The organism is Vibrio sp. 1F253 (assembly GCF_041439295.1).
Lineage (GTDB): Bacteria > Pseudomonadota > Gammaproteobacteria > Enterobacterales > Vibrionaceae > Vibrio > Vibrio tasmaniensis_A.
Genome location: NZ_JBGONU010000022.1, coordinates 12,680 through 32,508, shown reverse-complemented (window position 1 = coordinate 32,508; position 19,829 = coordinate 12,680). Strand labels below are relative to the sequence as shown.

At 44.3% G+C, this 19,829-nt stretch carries 21 protein-coding genes; 9 read left to right on the top strand and 12 right to left on the bottom strand.

Going from position 1 to position 19,829, the window contains the following annotated elements:
• Positions 1–3: 3 nt before the first annotated feature.
• A complete protein-coding gene (locus ACED28_RS12730; protein ID WP_139683568.1) occupies positions 4–342 on the bottom strand; it encodes a DUF1840 domain-containing protein in 339 nt (112 codons plus the stop codon).
• Positions 343–676: 334 nt separating this feature from the next.
• Between ACED28_RS12730 and ACED28_RS12725 the strand changes: the two genes are divergently transcribed.
• Positions 677–1,867: a GGDEF domain-containing protein gene (locus ACED28_RS12725; protein WP_032499235.1), complete on the top strand. Its 1,191-nt coding sequence runs from the start codon at positions 677–679 to the stop codon at positions 1,865–1,867.
• On the opposite strand, the gene ACED28_RS12720 is transcribed toward ACED28_RS12725, so the two are convergent.
• Positions 1,864–2,145, bottom strand: a complete 282-nt coding sequence (locus ACED28_RS12720) for a hypothetical protein (RefSeq protein ID WP_009846127.1) — start codon at positions 2,143–2,145, stop codon at positions 1,864–1,866. The genes ACED28_RS12725 and ACED28_RS12720 overlap by 4 nt on opposite strands.
• A gap of 158 nt (positions 2,146–2,303) precedes the next feature.
• On the opposite strand from ACED28_RS12720, the gene ACED28_RS12715 reads away from it, so the two are divergent.
• Entirely contained in the window at positions 2,304–3,176 is an 873-nt protein-coding gene (locus tag ACED28_RS12715; RefSeq protein ID WP_371709982.1) for a pirin family protein, read from the top strand.
• Positions 3,177–3,376: 200 nt separating this feature from the next.
• On the opposite strand, the gene ACED28_RS12710 is transcribed toward ACED28_RS12715, so the two are convergent.
• Complete coding sequence (locus ACED28_RS12710) at positions 3,377–3,658, bottom strand: pyrimidine/purine nucleoside phosphorylase (RefSeq protein WP_009846125.1); 282 nt, start codon at positions 3,656–3,658, stop codon at positions 3,377–3,379.
• 383 nt (positions 3,659–4,041) lie between these two features.
• Here ACED28_RS12710 and ACED28_RS12705 point away from each other — a divergent pair, with 383 nt between their 5' ends.
• The gene (locus tag ACED28_RS12705; protein WP_065679371.1) at positions 4,042–4,506 is read left to right on the top strand and encodes a DUF2850 domain-containing protein; all 465 of its coding nucleotides are present in this window, start codon (positions 4,042–4,044) and stop codon (positions 4,504–4,506) included.
• A gap of 400 nt (positions 4,507–4,906) precedes the next feature.
• On the top strand, positions 4,907–7,441 hold the full coding sequence (locus ACED28_RS12700; RefSeq protein WP_371709981.1) for a glycosyl hydrolase family 18 protein: 2,535 nt from the start codon (positions 4,907–4,909) through the stop codon (positions 7,439–7,441).
• 137 nt (positions 7,442–7,578) lie between these two features.
• Here the strand turns inward: ACED28_RS12700 and ACED28_RS12695 are convergent, their stop codons facing one another.
• Both ACED28_RS12695 and ACED28_RS12690 read right to left on the bottom strand, forming a co-directional pair.
• Positions 7,579–8,427 (bottom strand): alpha/beta hydrolase, encoded by an 849-nt coding sequence (locus ACED28_RS12695; RefSeq protein ID WP_371707002.1) that lies wholly within the window; start codon positions 8,425–8,427, stop codon positions 7,579–7,581.
• Positions 8,428–8,666: 239 nt separating this feature from the next.
• Positions 8,667–9,260: a TetR/AcrR family transcriptional regulator gene (locus tag ACED28_RS12690; RefSeq protein ID WP_004732750.1), complete on the bottom strand. Its 594-nt coding sequence runs from the start codon at positions 9,258–9,260 to the stop codon at positions 8,667–8,669.
• Between the two features lie 162 nt (positions 9,261–9,422).
• Between ACED28_RS12690 and ACED28_RS12685 the strand changes: the two genes are divergently transcribed.
• Positions 9,423–10,379 carry an AEC family transporter gene (locus tag ACED28_RS12685; protein ID WP_009846120.1) on the top strand — a complete coding sequence of 319 codons (957 nt, stop codon included), beginning with the start codon at positions 9,423–9,425 and terminating at the stop codon, positions 10,377–10,379.
• A 123-nt stretch (positions 10,380–10,502) separates the two neighbouring features.
• Positions 10,503–11,543: an acyltransferase gene (locus tag ACED28_RS12680; RefSeq protein ID WP_371709980.1), complete on the top strand. Its 1,041-nt coding sequence runs from the start codon at positions 10,503–10,505 to the stop codon at positions 11,541–11,543.
• Positions 11,544–11,701: 158 nt separating this feature from the next.
• Here ACED28_RS12680 and ACED28_RS12675 read toward each other — a convergent pair whose 3' ends face one another.
• On the bottom strand, positions 11,702–12,541 hold the full coding sequence (locus ACED28_RS12675; protein WP_012601206.1) for an AraC family transcriptional regulator: 840 nt from the start codon (positions 12,539–12,541) through the stop codon (positions 11,702–11,704).
• Positions 12,542–12,651: 110 nt separating this feature from the next.
• Here ACED28_RS12675 and ACED28_RS12670 point away from each other — a divergent pair, with 110 nt between their 5' ends.
• Entirely contained in the window at positions 12,652–13,128 is a 477-nt protein-coding gene (locus ACED28_RS12670; RefSeq protein WP_009846117.1) for a YHS domain-containing (seleno)protein, read from the top strand.
• A 244-nt stretch (positions 13,129–13,372) separates the two neighbouring features.
• On the top strand, positions 13,373–14,008 hold the full coding sequence (locus ACED28_RS12665) for an START domain-containing protein (RefSeq protein ID WP_371709979.1): 636 nt from the start codon (positions 13,373–13,375) through the stop codon (positions 14,006–14,008).
• A gap of 67 nt (positions 14,009–14,075) precedes the next feature.
• Here the strand turns inward: ACED28_RS12665 and ACED28_RS12660 are convergent, their stop codons facing one another.
• The 4 genes from ACED28_RS12660 to ACED28_RS12645 all read right to left on the bottom strand — a co-directional run bounded on the left by ACED28_RS12660 (position 14,076) and on the right by ACED28_RS12645 (position 16,852).
• Positions 14,076–14,606 (bottom strand): hypothetical protein, encoded by a 531-nt coding sequence (locus tag ACED28_RS12660; protein ID WP_009846115.1) that lies wholly within the window; start codon positions 14,604–14,606, stop codon positions 14,076–14,078.
• An 8-nt stretch (positions 14,607–14,614) separates the two neighbouring features.
• Complete coding sequence (locus ACED28_RS12655) at positions 14,615–15,001, bottom strand: MAPEG family protein (protein ID WP_009846114.1); 387 nt, start codon at positions 14,999–15,001, stop codon at positions 14,615–14,617.
• Positions 15,002–15,647: 646 nt separating this feature from the next.
• On the bottom strand, positions 15,648–16,115 hold the full coding sequence (locus ACED28_RS12650) for a YjiG family protein (protein ID WP_004737023.1): 468 nt from the start codon (positions 16,113–16,115) through the stop codon (positions 15,648–15,650).
• On the bottom strand, positions 16,115–16,852 hold the full coding sequence (locus tag ACED28_RS12645; RefSeq protein WP_009846112.1) for a nucleoside recognition domain-containing protein: 738 nt from the start codon (positions 16,850–16,852) through the stop codon (positions 16,115–16,117). Before ACED28_RS12645 ends, ACED28_RS12650 begins: the two co-directional genes overlap by 1 nt.
• Before the next feature lie 426 nt (positions 16,853–17,278).
• On the opposite strand from ACED28_RS12645, the gene nhaD reads away from it, so the two are divergent.
• Entirely contained in the window at positions 17,279–18,718 is a 1,440-nt protein-coding gene (gene nhaD, locus ACED28_RS12640) for a sodium:proton antiporter NhaD (RefSeq protein ID WP_371709978.1), read from the top strand.
• Here nhaD and ACED28_RS12635 read toward each other — a convergent pair.
• A complete protein-coding gene (locus tag ACED28_RS12635; protein WP_102248811.1) occupies positions 18,715–19,104 on the bottom strand; it encodes a hypothetical protein in 390 nt (129 codons plus the stop codon). The genes nhaD and ACED28_RS12635 overlap by 4 nt on opposite strands.
• Before the next feature lie 198 nt (positions 19,105–19,302).
• The gene (locus ACED28_RS12630; RefSeq protein WP_371709977.1) at positions 19,303–19,785 is read right to left on the bottom strand and encodes a methylated-DNA--[protein]-cysteine S-methyltransferase; all 483 of its coding nucleotides are present in this window, start codon (positions 19,783–19,785) and stop codon (positions 19,303–19,305) included.
• Positions 19,786–19,829 lie beyond the last annotated feature (44 nt).

The following is a 19,829-nucleotide window of genomic DNA, read 5'->3' as shown; positions in this document are numbered from 1 at the left end:
CTCTTACAATCGCTTACCGCTGCCGTCTTCCCACATCACTTCGCATTCGTCTTTAATGGCCGCTTTCAATAGTTCAACTAACGGGAAAGCTCGGCTACCGATATTAACAGGCGCTTCAACAACTGCTTCTTCACTGTCATCATCGGCATTTTCTTGCTCTACCAGCTTGCTCTGCTCAGCGGCGATCGCAGCACGCAAATTGCTTAACGCTTGAGAAACCTCTGATGCATCAATTGCTCCTGGGATAGTGCCACTATGTCCAAGCATCTTAATGAACTGAAGACCGACTTCACCAAACATCGTGACGCTAGCATGAGCTTTGCAACTAAAGGTAATTAACATTATGAGCCTCTATCAAATTTAGGTATCTATAAACATTAGCTATCTACAAACTATGTTGAGTCACGTATTGGAAAGCAAGTAGATAATAGCCAAGTAACTTCCTGCAACTAGAACCTTGATTGTTTCACTCTCGGATACATCTGCACCGTTAGTGACTCGCATCACTATTTATTGTGAATCACTCATCATTTAAATATGAAACCTTGATAGTAGTCACACTAAAAAGGTCACTAACACTCTGCTATGAGTTTTATTTCATCTACTATTAACATCAATTATCAAAATTTTTGGCACAAATCACATGAAAAGGCTCGTCGGCAGACACCTAGAAGAAATGGCGGACATACGATCCACTCGCAAGCAAAAAATTGTCCACTCCTTTTCACTGGCTGCCGCTGCGTTATTCACATTCTACACTTGGGCTTACTTCCAAGGTCAGCATTACACGCTGTCAATTTTCGAACTGTGTTTTGCACTTATTGCTATCTCCAATGCATTTTACGTAAAAAAAGTCACTGCCGCTGAGTATTCAGAATTGATTCTAAGTGGTGTTCTGCTCGTTCAAGGAGTCATCCTATTCTTGTACAGTCACGCCATTCCCGAGCGGACACTTTGGCTCTACCCGATTTTGGCTGCCGTTATTTTCATAAACGATTTTAGAATTGGCATTATATTCAGTACCTCATTTTGTGTATTTATCAGCACCTTGATTACAGCGATGCCTAGCAGCTTTTCTTTACCTTTTAGCAGCTCACACCGATTTATTCTTAGCTTATTTACAATGAGCTTGGTATGTCACACATCAGCTTATTACTACACAAAAGCCGTCAGTTATATTCAACGCCTATATAAAGAGGGGATTGAAGATCTGGCCTATAGAGATCAACTAACAGGCTTGGCAAACCGTTGGAGCTTTGAACGCTGGGCGACAGAAAAACTTGCGACAGTGGATAGTGAACGCTCACTGACTGCATTAGTTTTTTTGGACATAGATGACTTTAAAGGCATTAATGATAGCTACGGGCACGACGTCGGAGACAGTGTTTTGCAGCATTTTGCGAATCGTTTGAGCAACAACATCCGAACCAGAGACAGGGTAAGTCATGAATACGATTATTCGATTGCGCGCTTTGCTGGAGATGAGTTTGTTTTGATGCTCTACGATGTACCAACTCGCAAAGATCTAGACGGTATTTTAGACCGGATTTGTGGGCTATTCGAAAGTGGTTGCCAGACAAACGAGAGAATCAAGGAATTGACACTCAGTGTTGGGGTTTCGTTGTACCCGCAAGATGCTCAAGAATTACATGAGCTGACGAGATGTGCTGATAAAGCGATGTATGTTGCCAAACATTCAGGAAAAAATCGATACGCTTATTATCACGATAATCCCGTATCAACCTTGATAGAAGAGCTACCAACGAACCTCGCCTTCTCAGAATCGGAATCATCTGAGCTTGAAGGTTGTCTTGAAGCGAAGGTCGAAGGGAACAATGTTACGTTATTAAAAACGCGTCCACGCTAGCCTGCCATATACATGGCCCATAAACTCACTAAGCCAATAACAATAATCCATACGACTTGTCGTACTAAATTTCGGTTTTCGTTCTTAGATTTAGCAACGGTTTTAAAAGCGGCTTGCTTGGCCGAGTGTATAAAAGGCCCATCTGCTTGGTGCTTTCTAACACGGCGCTTAACCGCTTTATTCGCAACCTCTGTAAAACGCTGACCTTGCTCCGTTGTAAAATCGTTATCAAAGCCCATCCGACCTTGCCTTTCGCCATGTTTTTGCTGTACTGCCATAGCGGCCTCCTTGGCGGTCTGCTCTCTATTCAAGTATAGACATAATTTCATATTCTTACCTGTTCAAAATTTTCGAATAAGTCACTCAACACTGTGCCATCTTCTTTTTAAATCAAATTACATAAACTACAGCTATTCAAGTTTATGAGGATTTCAAAATGACGAGTGTAAGAGCAGTAGATCATGTGATTGCAGCACACGCTACCTCCGATGGTGATGGCGTAAAAATACAAAGACTTGCTGGTTTCAATAACACGCGTTTCTCTCCATTTTTAATGATTGATGAACTTAAGTCGGATGAAAGCAAAGATTATGTTGGCGGCTTTCCTCCACATCCTCACCGTGGGATAGAAACGCTCACTTACATGCTGCAAGGTCACTTCCAGCACAAAGATCACATGGGGAATGTTGGAGAGCTTCGCAGCGGTGGTGCACAGTGGATGGCCGCGGGTCGTGGTGTGATTCACAGCGAAATGCCAATGATGGAAGAAGGTGTACTTCATGGATTTCAGATTTGGATAAACCAGCCTGCAACACACAAAATGCAACCAGCGCAATATCACGACTTCCAAAATGAAAGCATCGCGGAGCATCAAAGTGAACAAAATGGTTTATTGAGAGTTATTGCTGGTGTATTCGAACTGCATAACCTAGCTGACCATGATATAGAGGCTTTACGAACGCAAGGCCCACTGCAACAAACAGGTGTGCCGTTAAGCGTAGCGGATTGGCGATCTCATTCTGGGCAAAAAATAACATTAGGGATAGATGTTAATCACAATGCCATGACTTACGTGTACCGAGGCAGTATTAAGATCGGTGATAAAGTCATCAACCAAGGTCAACTTGCGTTACTCACTAAAGCTGACTTGCTGTCTTTGAGTAGTTTAGAAGATTCAGGTGTACTGATTTTTTCTGGTGAGCCGATTAATGAACCTGTTGTGCACTATGGTCCGTTTGTCATGAACTCGATGGAAGAAATTGAACAGACGATTCAGGACTACAACAATGGCGTTTTTGAGACTTACTAATTGACGACGTCTTTGCGCTTTTAGCTTTGAATTGAAGTTAAAGATTGAAGAGATTTTGCAACGAACAACAATTTGGTCATCCATTTGATGACTGTAAAAACAAGTGACACTATCCACTGCCGGTTATTATCACTTATTTAACCACGCTCCTAGAGCGTGGTTTTTTCTATTAAGCCAGAGATGAACGAACTCAGGCCTTCCTACAAGTATTCACACAGGTAAGCTGTCGCTTCTTTAACCTGTAAATCGAATGAAGAGTCACCCGCAACGTCAAAAGACTCACCAGATTGGAATGTAGTCCAATCGTCATCGCCAACACGCTTTACAATTAAAGCACCTTTAACAACAGTCATCTTTTCCGGAGCTGCAGTACCGAATGTGTATTCACCAGCGGCCATCACACCAACACTCACATCAGCACCAGACTGGTTAAACGCTAACGACTTAACACCGCCTTCAAAGTATGTATTTTCTTTAATCATTGTACTTCCTTGTTATCTCAAAATTGCATTACTAGGCTCAACGAATAAGCCTATGCGTAAATTTAGGTGCTAATTGTTTTAACCAATTCGAGACTGTCCTACAAGAAATAAATGAATATAGCTTAGGATCTGTTGACCTTTCGAAGTTAAATTTCGTTCGAGATGAAATCATTTTAGGCGTGACATTGGGTATACAACCTAATCATTCTAAGTAAATATTCCTTAACAAAGCATGAAGACTGAATGTGTGGGTAAAAAATCACTGAGGCAGTTTGATTCAAAAGAACATTCGATCCTGCTTCTAACTCTTATAAGAACCTTTGCAACCTATCGTTTTATTTTATAGAATCATCACCAGTATGAGTAACTAAAATGAAGAGATAATGGCTAAAAATACCACGAAAAGCAGCGATATATTGGCCAATTCGTTACTCTACGCCTTCTTAATGGCTGGCTTTATGATTGCCCTCTCCGTCGGCTATTTTGGCTACCAAGCCTACCAAAAATCTGTAAGCCCAAGTAACGTCCATGGCACATGGATCGAGATTGGTGCTCCACCTTACAAAACAGATATTCTTACACTTTCCGATGATGGTGTGATGATGAACTATCGTTTCATCAGTACCTCGTTTGATTTTGATGGTAACGATGTCACGATCAATACAGGTTCAGGCCCAACGATTTATACCATTAGCGGTACCTACAATTCACCTCGTTTAAAGCGGCTAGTGCCGAACACACCATCCAAACAATTCATAAAAGAAGGGTATGAAGATACTGTAGCGGGTGAGACTCAAGGACTCATGCAGCAACGACGCTCAGTATTAGCTGAACAATTCAAAAAATAATACTTTCAACAGCGCTTTGTTTAGTAACCCCTCTTACATCAATACTACCTGCCCCTTACAAGCACCGGTATGACGAGCTTAAGATTGTGATGCCGCTTCAGTTTGCGATATTTAATAATAGCTTACCGCACTTTTTCATAACTTCATGTCGTGTAATTTCACTTATGAGACTTTCCTTCTGAGTGCGGTTTATTTTATAAAACATGGACTCAGCCTCTCATTCATTAAGCAACAGAATTGTAACAAGATACAATTTTTTAGTTGTCCATCGAAAACGGATTTATTTTCAGTCATGAAATTAAAACTCTCTCGAATACTGACGGGGAAGCTCCTTCAAAACTGACGGGAGCCGATTCTAGGACCACTTGGTTCTAAACCTTCAAGGAATGAGAGAAATAGTATGATTCGTATAAACACCTGTGCTGCGAGTATTGCTCTAGCGCTATCTGGTACAGCATTGGCCGCGCCAACAGCACCTAGCATTGATATGTACGGTTCCAACAACCTACAGTTTTCTAAAATTGAACTCGCGATGGAAACCACCTCTGGCTACAACCAGATGGTTAAATATCACGATAAAGCAAAAGTCGACGTTAAGTTCAACCAATGGAGCGGAACGTCAGGAAACACGTACAACATCTACTTTGATGGCGTTAAAGTAGCCACAGGCCCAATCACTGGCAGCCAAACCACGGCTTCATTCGAATACGGCCAAGGCGGCTTATTCGATATGGAAATCGAAGCGTGTGACGAAACAGGTTGTAGCAAAAGCGCACCCGCTAAAATCACGATTGCCGATACCGATGGATCACACCTAGCACCACTTGCGATGAATGTGGATCCAAACAACAAGTCATACAACACAGACCCAAACACGGTAGTCGGTACTTACTTTGTTGAGTGGGGCATCTATGGCCGTGATTACACAGTCGATAACCTACCTGCTGACAATTTGACCCATATCCTTTATGGCTTCATCCCAATTTGTGGTCCTAACGAATCAGTAAAATCAGTGGGCGGCAACAGTTACAACGCACTCATGACAGCATGTCAGGGCGTTAACGATTACGAAGTGGTGATTCACGACCCTTGGGCGGCTTTCCAAAAGAGTTTCCCGCAAGCGGGTCATGAATACAGCTCACCTATCAAGGGTAACTACGCGATGATGATGGCGCTAAAACAGCGTAACCCTGATTTGAAGATCATTCCATCGATTGGTGGTTGGACGCTGTCTGACCCATTCTTCGACTTCACAACTAAAGCTAACCGAGACACCTTCATTGCATCGGTTAAGAAATTCCTTAACACGTGGAAATTCTACGATGGTGTAGATATCGACTGGGAGTTCCCTGGTGGAGGCGGTGCGGCGCCAGACCTTGGTGACCCTGTGAATGATGGCCCAGCTTACATTGCACTGATGGCAGAACTTCGCACTATGCTTGATCAACTAGAAGCGGAAAACGGTCGTACTTACGAGCTAACTTCTGCGATTGGTGTCGGTCACGACAAGATCGAAGACGTGAACTATGGTGAAGCAATCCAATACATGGATTACATCTTCGCAATGACTTACGACTTCTACGGCGGTTGGAACAACGTGTTAGGCCACCAAACAGCACTGAACTGCGGTAACTTCATGCGCCCGGGTCAATGTGATGGTACAGGGCTAGATGAAAATGGCGAACAGTACACAGGCCCAGCCTACACTACAGACAACGGCATCCAATTGCTTCTTGCGCAAGGCGTTCCAGCGAACAAACTTGTGGTTGGTACAGCAATGTACGGTCGTGGTTGGGAGGGCGTATTACCGTCATCACTTTCAGATCCTAGCGATCCAATGACAGGCGTGGGTAATGGCAAACTAACCGGCAGCTCTGCGCAAGGCGTATGGGAAGATGGCGTTATTGACTACAAAGGCATAAAAGCGAACATGCTTGGTGCAAACAACCAAGGCATCAACGGCTTTGAATATGGCTACGACGAAATGGCAGATGCGCCTTACGTTTGGAACCGTACTTCAGGCAAGTTGATCACATTTGATGATGACCGCTCAGTGAAAGCAAAAGGCGCATACGTTCGTAGCCTTGGCCTTGCGGGTCTATTCTCTTGGGAAATTGATGCGGATAACGGCGATATCCTAAATGCGATGCATGAAGGTCTAGCAGGTGGAACTACTGACCCTGTAAACCGTAAACCAACCGCAGCAGCGGGCGCAGATCAATCGGTTGAAGGCCCTGCTTCTGTTTCTCTAGATGGCAGCGCTTCAAAAGACAGCGACGGTACAATTGCGAGCTACGCTTGGTCACAAGTAAGCGGAACGGCGGTAACTCTGGCCAGCGCGAATGCGGCTGTTGCGAGTTTCGATGTAGTGGAAGTCACACAACAAGAGACTCTGACATTCAGCCTAACCGTAACAGACAACGAAGGCGCAACGTCCACCGACACCGTTGTGGTAACGGTAAACCCTAAAGACACAGGTCCAGTTAATACCGCTCCAGTAGCTGTGGTTACGGCTCCAACTGAAGTGAATTCGGGTGATGTAGTCGTGGTTGATGCTTCAGCTTCGAGCGATGCAGACCAAGACACGCTGTCCTTCACGTGGGATGTACCTGCAGGTATTGATGCTACTGTTCAAGGCGCTTCAGTAAGCTTTGTCGCGGCGGAATACACGCAAGACACGGTACTGAACTTCTCTGTGACAGTGAGTGATGGTACAGATACATCAGTCGCGGCTACTTCAGTGAAAGTCCTGAAGAAAACCACAGGCGGCGGTACGTGTACTAACGCTTGGGATTCAGGCGCGGTCTACAATGGCGGTGATCAAGTGACTCAAGGCGGTAAAGTTTGGGAAGCGAAGTGGTGGACAACAGGTGAAGATCCAACAACGACAGGCCAATGGGGCGTGTGGAAAGAGATCGGTCCAGCAAGCTGCTAACTAAAAATAGTGCTTAGTTAAATACTGACTAAGCATCAACTAAATCCCTAAATCAAAGGCCAACCAGAGAATATCTGGTTGGCCTTTTTATTATTTGTTTTCTTAACTGGCGTTCTACTGACTTGCGCTCGTTAAGCTTAGCCAATCAAGTTATCAAAGCTCTCGAACACTTGCGGGCACTTCATCACTCGTCCGTGGCCTTGACCTTGAGTCGCGATTAAGGTGACACGATCCATTTCATTAGCTGCACGCTGAGAGACATCAAACTTAGTAAACTTGTCTTGCTCATCATGAACAATGATCGTCTGAGACTCACGAAGCGCTAGCTTTCCATAGGGATCCACAGACTGAATTGGGTAGTTAAACTGCTCTTCTACTTCTCCGACTACCGCCTCAAACAGTTTCATTGAGTAACCAGAACGAGCAACACTGCCAAATAGGTTTTCTAGATAATCCAGTACAGGTGCAATCAGCAATAACGGCTTGTTTTCCAATTTAACGTGCTTACATTCCAATGCAGAAGCGGTACCCATGCTATGACCGACCAAACCTGCTACCTCTCCCACTGAATCGAGAATGGCTTCAAGACCGTTCACAAACGCAGGGATATGACCATGTACCCCATCACTGCCACCATGAGCAGGATGATCGTAAGCTAGAGCCGTAAAACCTTTAGCTGCGATATGTTCCATTAAAGGAAAGAACTGACTCGCGGTGCCTGACCAACCATGAGTTAACACCCAAACTGGACCGGTACCCAAAGAGTAGGTTTTTAAAACACCATCACGACCATTGATTTCACTCTTGACCAGCCCTTGCGGATCGGCATTTTTCTGCTCAGTACGCATTGGAGTGAGCAGCAGCTTACGTGCCGTTTTCTTCGCATGACTTGGCGCTAAAATGTAGTGCAGATTGGTTGTAGCGCCAATCAAGCTACGCTTGAAGCTAAATTTGTTCGATGTATTGAAATAGATTTTGTCACTCATGACCGTTCCTTGTATCGCCATCATTGTTGGCGGATCGAGCTCGGCCCTAAAATCGAACGACCGTGCTATTTGTTAGTATAAAAAATGGCGAAAACGCTATTTATGACTGCTTGCCGCCACTTCTCTTAAAATCTTTTGCAAACCTTAACTAAGCAAGGTCACATGCTTTGCGAATTCCATGATTTTCGAACTTCATGATTTGCGAGCTAAGTGGCTTACGAGTTAACCTGCTGTATGTATTAAACCGCTTTCCAACTGGCTACCAAGCGTTCTACACCACTCCAAAAATGGGTGTGGCTCGCTTGTTGACCTCGTAACGAGTAGAACAAGTTCGCACTCAAATAAAGGCCATATAACTCAAAGGTTGCCTGTTTTGGATCTAAATCGGCCCTGAACTGTTTGCTCTCAACCGCTTTTGCTACCTGAATCGTCAAGTAATCAATCCACACTGAAATGGTTTTCTGTAGTGCCTTCTGAATCACAGACGTTTCGCTGCCTGCATCTTTCCAAGCATCAATAAACATACAGCTGCCTTGGAATGAATGATTCCAACCCAGCCAGTTATCGAGCAGTTGTTTAAGCTTGGCTTCAATATCACCGTCGCCCAACTCTCTCGCCGGAATGATGACTCTCTCAGTGAATATGGCGTTGGAGTACTCGAGTACAGAGAGTTGCAGGTTTTCTTTAGAGTTGAAGTGCGCAAACAATCCACTCTTAGACATGCCACACTGCTTGGCTAACTCGCCAATCGTCAAACTCTCAAGCCCATTCTCACTCGCAAGTGCAAATGCATGGCTCAAAATATACTCTTTGGTTATCTTTCCCTTGCTCATTATTCACCAATAATAAATCTCATGCTTTATTTTTAGCACGTTCGTTCTTTTTTGCAATTTTTATTTGCAAAACACTTATTTTGTTTTCTCTGATGTCAGAAACTGTGGAAAAATGCGACAGTATTCAAGGGAAATTGAAATCGACTAACTAAAGGAAAAACAATGAACACACTTTGGGAACAGTTTGCGTTTTCGGCGTCGGTAACAGGCCCTATCTGTTTAATGCTGTTTCTTGGTGTGATGCTCAAGCGAATTGGCTTGATCAATGATAATTTCATTGATGTCGCGTCCAAGGTGGTATTTCAAGTCACCCTACCCGCGATGCTATTTCTTAGTATTGTTCAATCAAATCACAATTTTTCAGCCAGTAGCGCGTTAGTTGCTTTTGGCGTCATCGCTAACTTTGTCTTTTTCTTGTTCACGATTTTCTCAACCAAGTTGGTATTCAAAAGCTCTAAAGATCAAGGTGTGATCATCCAGGGTGGATTCCGCGCTAATACCGCGATCATCGGCCTCGCCTACGTGGCTAATATTTATGGCAACCAAGGCGTGGCATTGGCTGCTATCTATGTCGCATCTCTGACCGTGCTGTATAATATTCAAGCCGTGATAGCACTGACACCCAAAGGCAAAGACACCGGCGCTAAAGCCATTAAAGTGATCGCCAAGTCCATCACCAAAAACCCGTTAATCATCGCTATTTTCTTAGCAGTCGTCTTCTATGCACTTTCAATTCCCATTCCAAAAATGGTGACTGATGCTGGGCAATACTTTGCCAACATGACTTTGCCTTTGGCTCTACTTTGTACTGGTGGTTCTCTAGATATTAGTTCGCTTAAACAAGAAAAGTTGTCTACGTGGTTCGCCTCTAGTTACAAGTTAATCGCGTCACCTTTACTGACTACACTGGCTGGCTGGTACTTAGGGTTTGAAGGGCTCGATCTCGGACTTATCTTCTTGATGAGCGCAGCACCAACGGCAGCGGCAAGCTATGTTATGGCGCGTGCGATGGGAGGAAACTCAACACTCGCGGCTAACATCATCGCTCTTACTACTGTTGTTTCTCTTATCACTTGTACACTAGGTATATTTGCACTCACTGCAATGGATTTAATATAGCTGCGACAAGCTTCAAAAAACCGACACAAGCCTTGAAACAAAGGTCATAAGCCTTGATTTAGGACTAACTGGTTGGGCATAAAGGCTGCTAGATTTCGTAAAAATTTTACTGAGAGATCTGATATGTCTTCCGTTCAACATACGCCTTCACAACACATCGCCAGTATCGAGTTAGGCAGAGTGATTGCTATCTTGGCGATCATTGGTTTGCACGGCCAAATGGCACTCACTTATTGGCAAATAGATGAAGTGCCTTGGATCGGTTATGTGCTCAACCAAACCGCTCGTTTTGCCGTGCCTCTGTTCTTCCTTATTTCAGGCTATCTGATTCAACCTAAGCTCACAGCATCACCTTGGACAGCCTTCATCAACTACTCCAAACCACTACTCAAAGTTTGGTTGGCATGGAGCATCATTTGCTTAGTGATGCCATTCAATCTCGCGAAAGTAGAAGAGTTTGGCTATCTAGGCGAACGTGAAGGCTATTGGGGTTTCTTAATGAATACCCCACTCAACTCTTTCTTAGAGGGTGGGTTGGTACATTTATGGTTCATTCCCGCCCTTGTGTGCGCGGTTTTGATCATCGCCTTAATGGTAGAGATGAAAGTCGATAAGCTTCTACTACCGGTGGCCATTCTGCTTTACGTCTATGGTGTATTGGCGGGCAGCTACACAAGCTTAACCGACCTTAGTGCCCCTTTCTTCACGCGTAACGGTCCGTTCTTCAGCACGTTAATGGTGACCTTAGGTTTCCTCATTCGTCAGCATCAATGGAAAGTGTCCTCAGCCAAAGCGTTAGGGTTATTGGCGTTAGGCATGGTCATCCACTTTGCCGAAGCGGCATGGCTAACCCAATTTGATATCGCCTTTAATATTCACGATTTCTTGTTTGGTACAGCTTTGTGGGGGATTGGTGTGTTCATGTGGCTTTTAGTTAATCCAAACATCGGCGATTACGCATGGGTTCGCGCTATCTCGAATCGTATGCTGGGTATTTACGTTTGCCATCTGCTGATCATTATTTTACTGTTCAATGTCTGCGGAGTATTGGGCATCACTGAGCTAGCTAAAGACATCACCGTGTTCTTCGGCACCTTTACCCTGAGCTTTATATTGATCGCTGGTATAGAAAAAACGCCACTGCGCCACTGGTTACTTCGTTAGTGCTCATCTAGCCAACGACGTATTACAGGCCTAGTGACCCCTCTCAGTCTGTAATTTGCCTTGATGCAACATTCTTTTATGCAATGAGGTTCGTCTTGCCAGTGAAAGCACTAACTCGCTTTCACTGGCAACTTTAAACTTCAAGATCCCTTTCCCTCTTATGCGTTACTCTCTTTTAACCACTGACGTGGCGACACACCCGATACATGCTGAAATGCGCGTGAGAAACCTGAATAACTGTTGTAACCGACTTCATCGGCAACCCAGTTGATGGGCTTATTTTGCAGTAACAGAGATTGAGCAACGGAAACACGCCACTTTTGCACGTAATCTCCCGGCGTTTCACCCACCTCACGCTTGAACGCTTCTATAAACTGAGTTCGAGACATCGCGGCCAATGACGCCATTTCTGCAACCGAAAAGTGGCGAGCAGGCAACCGGTGAATAGCCGTCACCACAGCAGCAAGCCTTGGGTGTGCAAGAGCAGAGAAAACGCCGCTATCGATTTTTTGCTGTTCAATGAGATGACGAAAAATCAACGCCATCAACGCATCACTCAACTTGTCCATTAGGTATTGCTGCCCTGACGATTGTTGTCCTGAAGATGCTTGCCCCGACTCTCGAAACAGCACCTCAATCACAGGCATTAAGTTCGGTGCATCTTCAAACGGAATCACTATCATGTCGGGCAGAGCCGATAATAAAGGATTCATCTGCCCTGAACGATACTCCACGTTCGCACACACAAGCTCAGCACCTTCTCCCACACCTTCAATTACATGTGGTGTGCTATTCGGCAGATAAATAATACAGGGCTGAGAAAGCTGCCTGCATTCCATATGAGCACCAGATAAGGTCAACTCCCCCGCTCTCAATACGTGAAGGTGCCCTTCTTTGCCTTGTTGCGCGTTAAATGACGACACCCCACACAGGTTTCCAGAATAGAAAACGCCAGTGCGTATCGAGAAGTGTTCCATTAATTGTGACAGCAGATCCATGCACCCTCCGAACGATTCGCTTAGTTTTTAGTTCTTTTGTCCCTCTATAGACCGGACGAGTGGGCTAAATTATTTCAAACAAGATAACCAACACTGACAAGGAACTTGATATGTCACACATGAAATCGACCAGTCAAAAAATCACTCTATTGGCCGCGTTACTAGGAACCAGCTTTTCGTTAATGGCAGCAGACCTTGATATGAGTGTCGACAACAATGATCTCGCCATTAAAGGTTATGACCCTGTTGCTTACTTTGCCAATGAGGGGCCAGTTAAAGGCACATCTGAATTCACAGCGACTTATAAGAATGCGATTTATAACTTTGTGAGCAGTGAAAACCGAGATGAATTCCGATCTAACCCATCGGCTTATGCACCTCAATATGGTGGCTATTGTGCCTTTGGTGTGGCAATGGGTAAGAAATTTGAAACGGACCCACTAGCTTGGAAAGTAGAAGGTGGGAAGCTGTACTTAAACTTAGATAAGTCAGTTCAAAAGCGTTGGCTGGAGAATACGCAAGAATTCATCCAAGACGCCAACAGCAATTGGACCACTATAAAAACCGTGGAAGCCTACAAGCTTTAAGTTCTAAGAGCTAGGTTCTAGCCTTCAACGTTTATCCTTTGCCCACTAACAAAACGGAAGCGACCGAACGCTTCCGTTTTGATTTTCACGGCTCAAATACAAATAAGCAGCCAATTATTGATAACACCAAGATAACAGCGATGTAACGCTCAAATCAGAGATAAATCAGTGCGATTTCAGCACGAATCAAAACCATTTTTATTCTATACTCCTAAAGATAAGCTTTTCTTTTCATGGAAGAATAATGATATTACTTAGGATTTTAGCAATCGGACTCTATGCTTTATCAACACTGACTTACGCTGCTCCATGGCAGTTCGTAAAAAGTGAAGATGGCATCATCATTGATAAGAGACCTCACACTGAAGGCTTGGTAGAAATACGAGCACAAATGCAAACGCCCACCACTTATTCTGGTTTTTTGCTGTTATTGGAAGACAGCGCGAACGTGCCAAACTGGATAGATAACGTATCGGAAAGTCGTGTTTTGATGCAGATATCTGAGGATGAAAATATCGTCTATACCCAGTTCAAAGCGCCTTGGCCTGCCAGAGATCGCGATATGGTGACCTACTCAAAATACAGCATCGAGGATGGGCAGTTTGTCTTGTCGATCAAGGATGCGTCTGATTATTTGACGAAAGAGTCGGGGTACATTCGAATTTATGATGTAGATGCCTTATGGACCCTGCAACCGCTGACAAATGGTAATACCTATATCACCTATACCGCTTACGCGAACGCAGGTGGCATCCTGCCAAATTGGTTAATGAACAAATTATCGATTGATAGTGCACTGAGCACGTTTAAAGGACTAAAAGAACAATTACAGAAGTACCAAGGCCAGCAGCACCCTAACCTGCCAAGTGAATCTCGCTAGCGATACCAGTCGATGGGTAGATAACTAGGTGGCGAAGTAAATAAGTAAGTAAGTAAATAGATAAATACTAAGGCCTTCTAGCGAGGTCGCGAGCTAAGATAAGTGCTAAACCAAACACCTGAAGAAACAGGGCGATATTCTTGTAGAAAGCCATTTTTTCATCGAGCCTTTGGATTAATTCAACCAAGGTCAGATTATCCAAATAGTAGTCATCAATTCGTGCTCGTTGGGCTTCTTGAGCACTGTTTATCAGCATCATAAGCTTGGGTAAATTAGCCAACGAGATGGCTGGCACCTCCTCACTCACCCAACTCCGGAGTTGGCCGCGCAGCGCTTCATCGAGGATGGTGGCAGGTTGAGCGGTTTCTGTTGAGGGTTTATCTAGGTGGATCAGAATGGCTTCACGCTTGCGCTCTAAGGTTTCGATCGTATTCCAGGCCAGTTGTATTGAGTACACATTGCCGTATTTACGATCGTTGTATTCCGATTTTTCCGCTTCAATTTTGTCGAGCACCAAGCTCGACATGACAATAGCCATGACGTTCAGTATGAGACCTGCAAGGACAATCGCCCAAGCAGGAGGAAGGCGCAATGCCATAATGCTCCCTAGAACATTTTATCAAAAGGTAGGTAAGCTAAGTTTAGGACAATCAAAGAGATCATGCAGATAAGCGTCAACACCATGCCCACTTTTCTACCCTTTAAGTTTTTTGCCAGAATACCTTTTGCATGAATCACACGCCCCAGAATAAATGCAACACCAATGGCATGAATAAGCCACACACTGGCACCATTCATCTCCAAAAAGCCCATCAAAATAACCGTAATTGGGATGTAATCCATTGCATTACTTTGTGCGGAACGTGCTATCTGTAGCGACTCAACACCGCCATCTGCATGAGCAACCAGATTGATTCGTCTTTGCTTAATGACTTCTATCGCCAACCAAATCATTACGACCGTCAGCAAGGCTGCGTAAAGTGCTGTAACCATTATATTTTCCTATTACTTTGAGTTTGTTGAGCGTATTTCGCTCACCTATCGACGGATGAGTTCGACAACGAATGATATTCGCGCCCGAAAATTTGTAAGAGATCTCTCACACCGAACGTAAGAGATCACAGTCAAGCTTCGCAGAAAAAAGTAAAATTACAAACCCAACCCCTTGTTTTATATGAATCCACGCATATTTATTTTAGTTAACGAGGATATTTATTTCCTAAGGCTAATTGCGAATAAAGCCTCCAAAGTGTTTAATACTCATGTCGACAGGGAGTTGGCAGGAACAGGAAAAGCCTAACGGATTAGGTATCTTCAGGATGAAGATTTGATGGCTTAGGATGAGTGATCAGCAAGGAAGTTTTACTCTAGGATAGAGTCACTTGTCAGGATGATGAGTTAGCATGGACACCGCTAGGAAGGCGATGGATTGGATAGGTTAAAGGATTTAGCCAAATCAAGGAACGATGCAAGGAGCATACGTGACCTTATTAAAAAATAAGTAACAACGTCAGTAGCAGGATGGCTACGAAAAAGAATAAACCCCGTTTGGTGAAAACCAAACGGGGTTTCTTTTTTCAACGTCGAAAAGCTATTAGTAACTGATCGTTCAAATAGTAGCTAACCGTTCAAAGCCACGTTACAAAATAATGTTCATCAAAAACATAGCACCAAACGCATTCAATACTGAAATCGCGATCATCACAGGGATATAACGACCTTCAGTACCAATTGGTCCCATGATGCGTCCCATATATTGCACCTGAGAACCCATCAAGTAGATAGCTGGCGCCAAAATAGCAATATGGTTGCCGTTCAGAATGCCTTGGTCAAACAGCGTGATAACCACACCGACTGCACCACCCATCGACATCCACGCGCCAATCAATACTGCTGCCGCTTCGCCCGGTAAACCAAATACCGCCATGATAGGTGCAAACACACTACCCATCAGATCCAGTGCACCAGTAATCTGCAACGCCTTAATAATCACAAACGCCATCAGAACATTAGGTACTGTAGAGGTTGTAGCAATAACCCAGCCTTTCTTAGCACCTTCAACGAAAATATCAGTAACCATTGGTTTCTTTGCTTTAACTTCGCTCATTATGCTACTTCCTCTTCCAGTTTTTGTTCTTTGTCTGATTTTGTTTTGTCTTCTTTACCTTCAGTAATATTGAGGTAAAGGCGGAATAAGTTCGCACCAACAAACTTGAAGATAAACATCACCGCAACAGCAAGACCTATTGACGATGTCACTGCCAAAGAACCATCCATCGCCGTTAGAGTGAACAACACCGCACCTGAAGAGAAAAAGTTAACGATCGCCGCACCCGCAGTAAACTGGAACATGGTGAACACATCGGTTTCACGCTTAGTCAAATGCCCTTCATCTTTGAGCTGACGTGTCATCGCAGCACCCGCATCGGTACTTTGCAGAGAAGCAATCAGTGCCAAGCCTGAGTTACCTGGAATGCCCATTAAAGGACGAAGTAGTGGAGTTAGTAGTTTACGAGCCGCGTCCAGTGCACCGTAGTGCTCAAGTACGTTAATCATGCCCAATGCAAACATCACGGTCGGAATAAGTGTCAATGCAAAAATGAAACCGTCGCGCGCACCACTACCGCCTTTACCACGCAGTGACGTCGTTGCCGCTTGGATACCATCAGCCGACTCACTCACATCGTAAGCGACCTTACCAAATGAACCGTTGAGCGTCGTAAAATCGAGCACTCCATACCATTCATTGGACTGCATTAAGCCTGAAAAGAACACAATCGCGAACGCGAGTGCGATATAGCTGCCGATCGTGACTTTACGATCGGTTTTGGTTGGATTAGTCATAAGGACCTCTATACATCTCGTTTATGTGGAACAGAACACGTATGGATAGTGCAAACTAATGAGCAAAAGGTTAATGACCAAAATCAAATAGTGCATCGGTTTAAATAGAAGAACCAAAGCAACATATAAAACTGTGATTCAAATTTTAAAGTAGAGGTATACGCTAAAAAAATTAGAATATTTCTCATACAAAACTAAACAAACCTAGCTTCAACACCGCAACCAAAAACGCACATAATCGCCACAATAATCAGGCTTCGAATAGAAAGCTCAAAGAAATCTTTCATCGTGATCTCACGTTTTCACCCAATCTACTGTTTTCTATATAATCTATTGAATTATTAAGATATCTATCACACTGCACATGGTTATTTAGGTCTACGCTTTTACCCGTGTTAATAACTTATTAACTTCGGAGCGTAATCCATGTTAGGTATCCAGCTTTCTGCTGTTCTCTCTTTGTTATTTTTTTCCACGGTAGCAGGCGCTGCCACTTCTCAGTTAGGAGAACCGCTCAAGCTAACTAGCTCGTTCGCTGGCTACTTGTCGCTGACCATTTTCGTTGTCGCCTACATCGTGGTGATGATGGAAGAATACCTAAAGCTCCGAAAGTCCAAACCCGTTTTGCTTGCTGCAGGCCTGATCTGGATAATCATTGGTTTCACTTACCAAGAACACAACCTTGTTGAAGTCGCCAAACAAGCGCTCGAACACAACCTGCTGGAATATGCCGAGCTATTACTCTTTCTACTCGTCGCCATGACATACATTAGCGCCATGGAAGAGAGGAGACTGTTTGATGCGCTGCAAGCGTGGATGGTAGGCAAAGGCTTTAACTTTCGCTCTTTGTTCTGGATAACCGGTATTCTGGCCTTCTTTATCTCACCTATCGCCGACAACCTCACGACAGCTCTATTGATGTGCGCTGTGGTTCTTAAAGTGGCAGGTTCTAACCCTAAATTCGTCAACCTAGCCTGCGTGAATATCGTGATAGCCGCCAATGCTGGCGGCGCATTCAGTCCATTCGGAGACATCACAACGCTCATGGTGTGGCAGGCTGGTTATGTGAGTTTTAGTGAGTTTATTCCTTTGTTTATTCCTTCGGTGATGAATTACCTCGTCCCTGCGTTGATCATGTCTTACTTTGTACCTACCACTCAACCCGACACAGTCCATCAACACGTTGAATTAAAACGTGGTGCGAGGCGCATCGTATTCTTGTTCATCATGACAATAGTGACCGCGGTTGCTTTCCATGCCGTACTCCACTTCCCTCCAGTAATGGGCATGATGATGGGACTCGCCTATCTGCAGTTCTTTGGTTATTACTTACGTAAGACTTTACCCAACTCACTCGCGAAGAAAAAAGCGGTGGCGATCGCCAATAACGATGAAGGCGCCCTGAAGCGACTCGGTTCTGTTGTGCCGTTCGATGTATTTCGAAGAGTGTCTCATGCCGAATGGGACACGCTTTTGTTCTTCTACGGCGTGGTAATGTGTGTCGGTGGCTTGAGTCTACTTGGTTACTTGGAATTAGCTTCGGGCGTGATGTATAGCCAGTGGGATCCAATTTGGGCCAACGTCATGGTGGGGATCTTATCGGCTATTGTCGATAACATTCCGGTGATGTTTGCCGTGTTATCCATGGAACCCCAAATGTCGATGGGCAACTGGCTACTGATCACCCTAACCGCGGGCGTTGGCGGCAGCTTATTGTCTATTGGTAGTGCCGCTGGTGTGGCATTAATGGGGGCTGCACATGGTAAGTACACTTTTTTTGGCCACTTAAAATGGATGCCAGTAATCATGATTGGTTATGGGGTCAGTATCGCCGCTCACCTATGGCTGAACGGTGATATGTTCTAGTCTAAAGGGGAATCAACTAAAGGCTTTTCAACACGTGTCCAGACGTTGCTTAACTGCACTGCTGGACACTGGTTGCAGGTTAACACTGCTCCTTCTTGTTGAATACGCATCATCAGCCCAGAATCCACTCGGCTATTTCCTGAATTCAACTCGATGTTAATCAAATCATTTTCAATACGATAAGTTCTAGTGACCGTGTTACCGATTGTTTGATAGGTCATTTGTCCTGACTCAAAAAGTAGATAGCTGTTATCGTCCGCGTTCTCATACATCCCTTTGAACAAAACAAGCTGCGGTACTTCAAAGGGGCGACTAGTATCAGTTAAACAACCGGTCAGCAATAACACACTAGTGAAAGCTATTATCAGAAAATGATGGTTATTCATTTGGGCATCCTTGCCTAAAAAACATGGCTAAATAATATGCAACCAAATCATTATTTTCCAGAAAGTGGCGAATTTATTGCAAAGTCACGTTTTTATTGCAGAGTCACGCTTGAGGCCTCTTAATATTCCTCCTCAGTCGTACAAACCTTCAACCTTAACCGACAGAACAGAGTTTCAAGTCGCTAGCTAAGTAGCTTTCTAAGTTTGTTTTCTTCCCTCAATTACTAACAAGCGTTGTTTACGTTCTACGCCACCCGCATAACCCGTCAGCTTTCCATTTTTACCTATCACACGATGACACGGCACAATCACAGACACCGGATTTTTGCCATTCGCCAAACCCACTGCACGCACCGCTTTTGGGTTACCAATCGCATCAGCTAATTGAGCATAGCTCCATGTTTCTCCATAAGGAATGGTCATCAGCGCTTGCCAAACCGACTGCTGAAACGGAGTGCCCTTGGCTGCGATAGGCACAGAAAACTGGATAGCTTCACCAGCAAAATAACGATTGAGCTGTTTGATAGCCAACGCAAAGATCGGAAATCTATCATCTTGAACACCTAACTGTTCAGGCTTGGTAGTGTGAGTTTCAAACCAAAGGCCTAACAGCCCCTCATCGCTCGCCTGTAAAGTCACGGTGCCCAGAGGGCTCTCGTAGTAAGTAAAACGGTTAGTCATAATCTCTCCTAGCTTGGTAATTCCGATGTTTATTCATTGCTTCT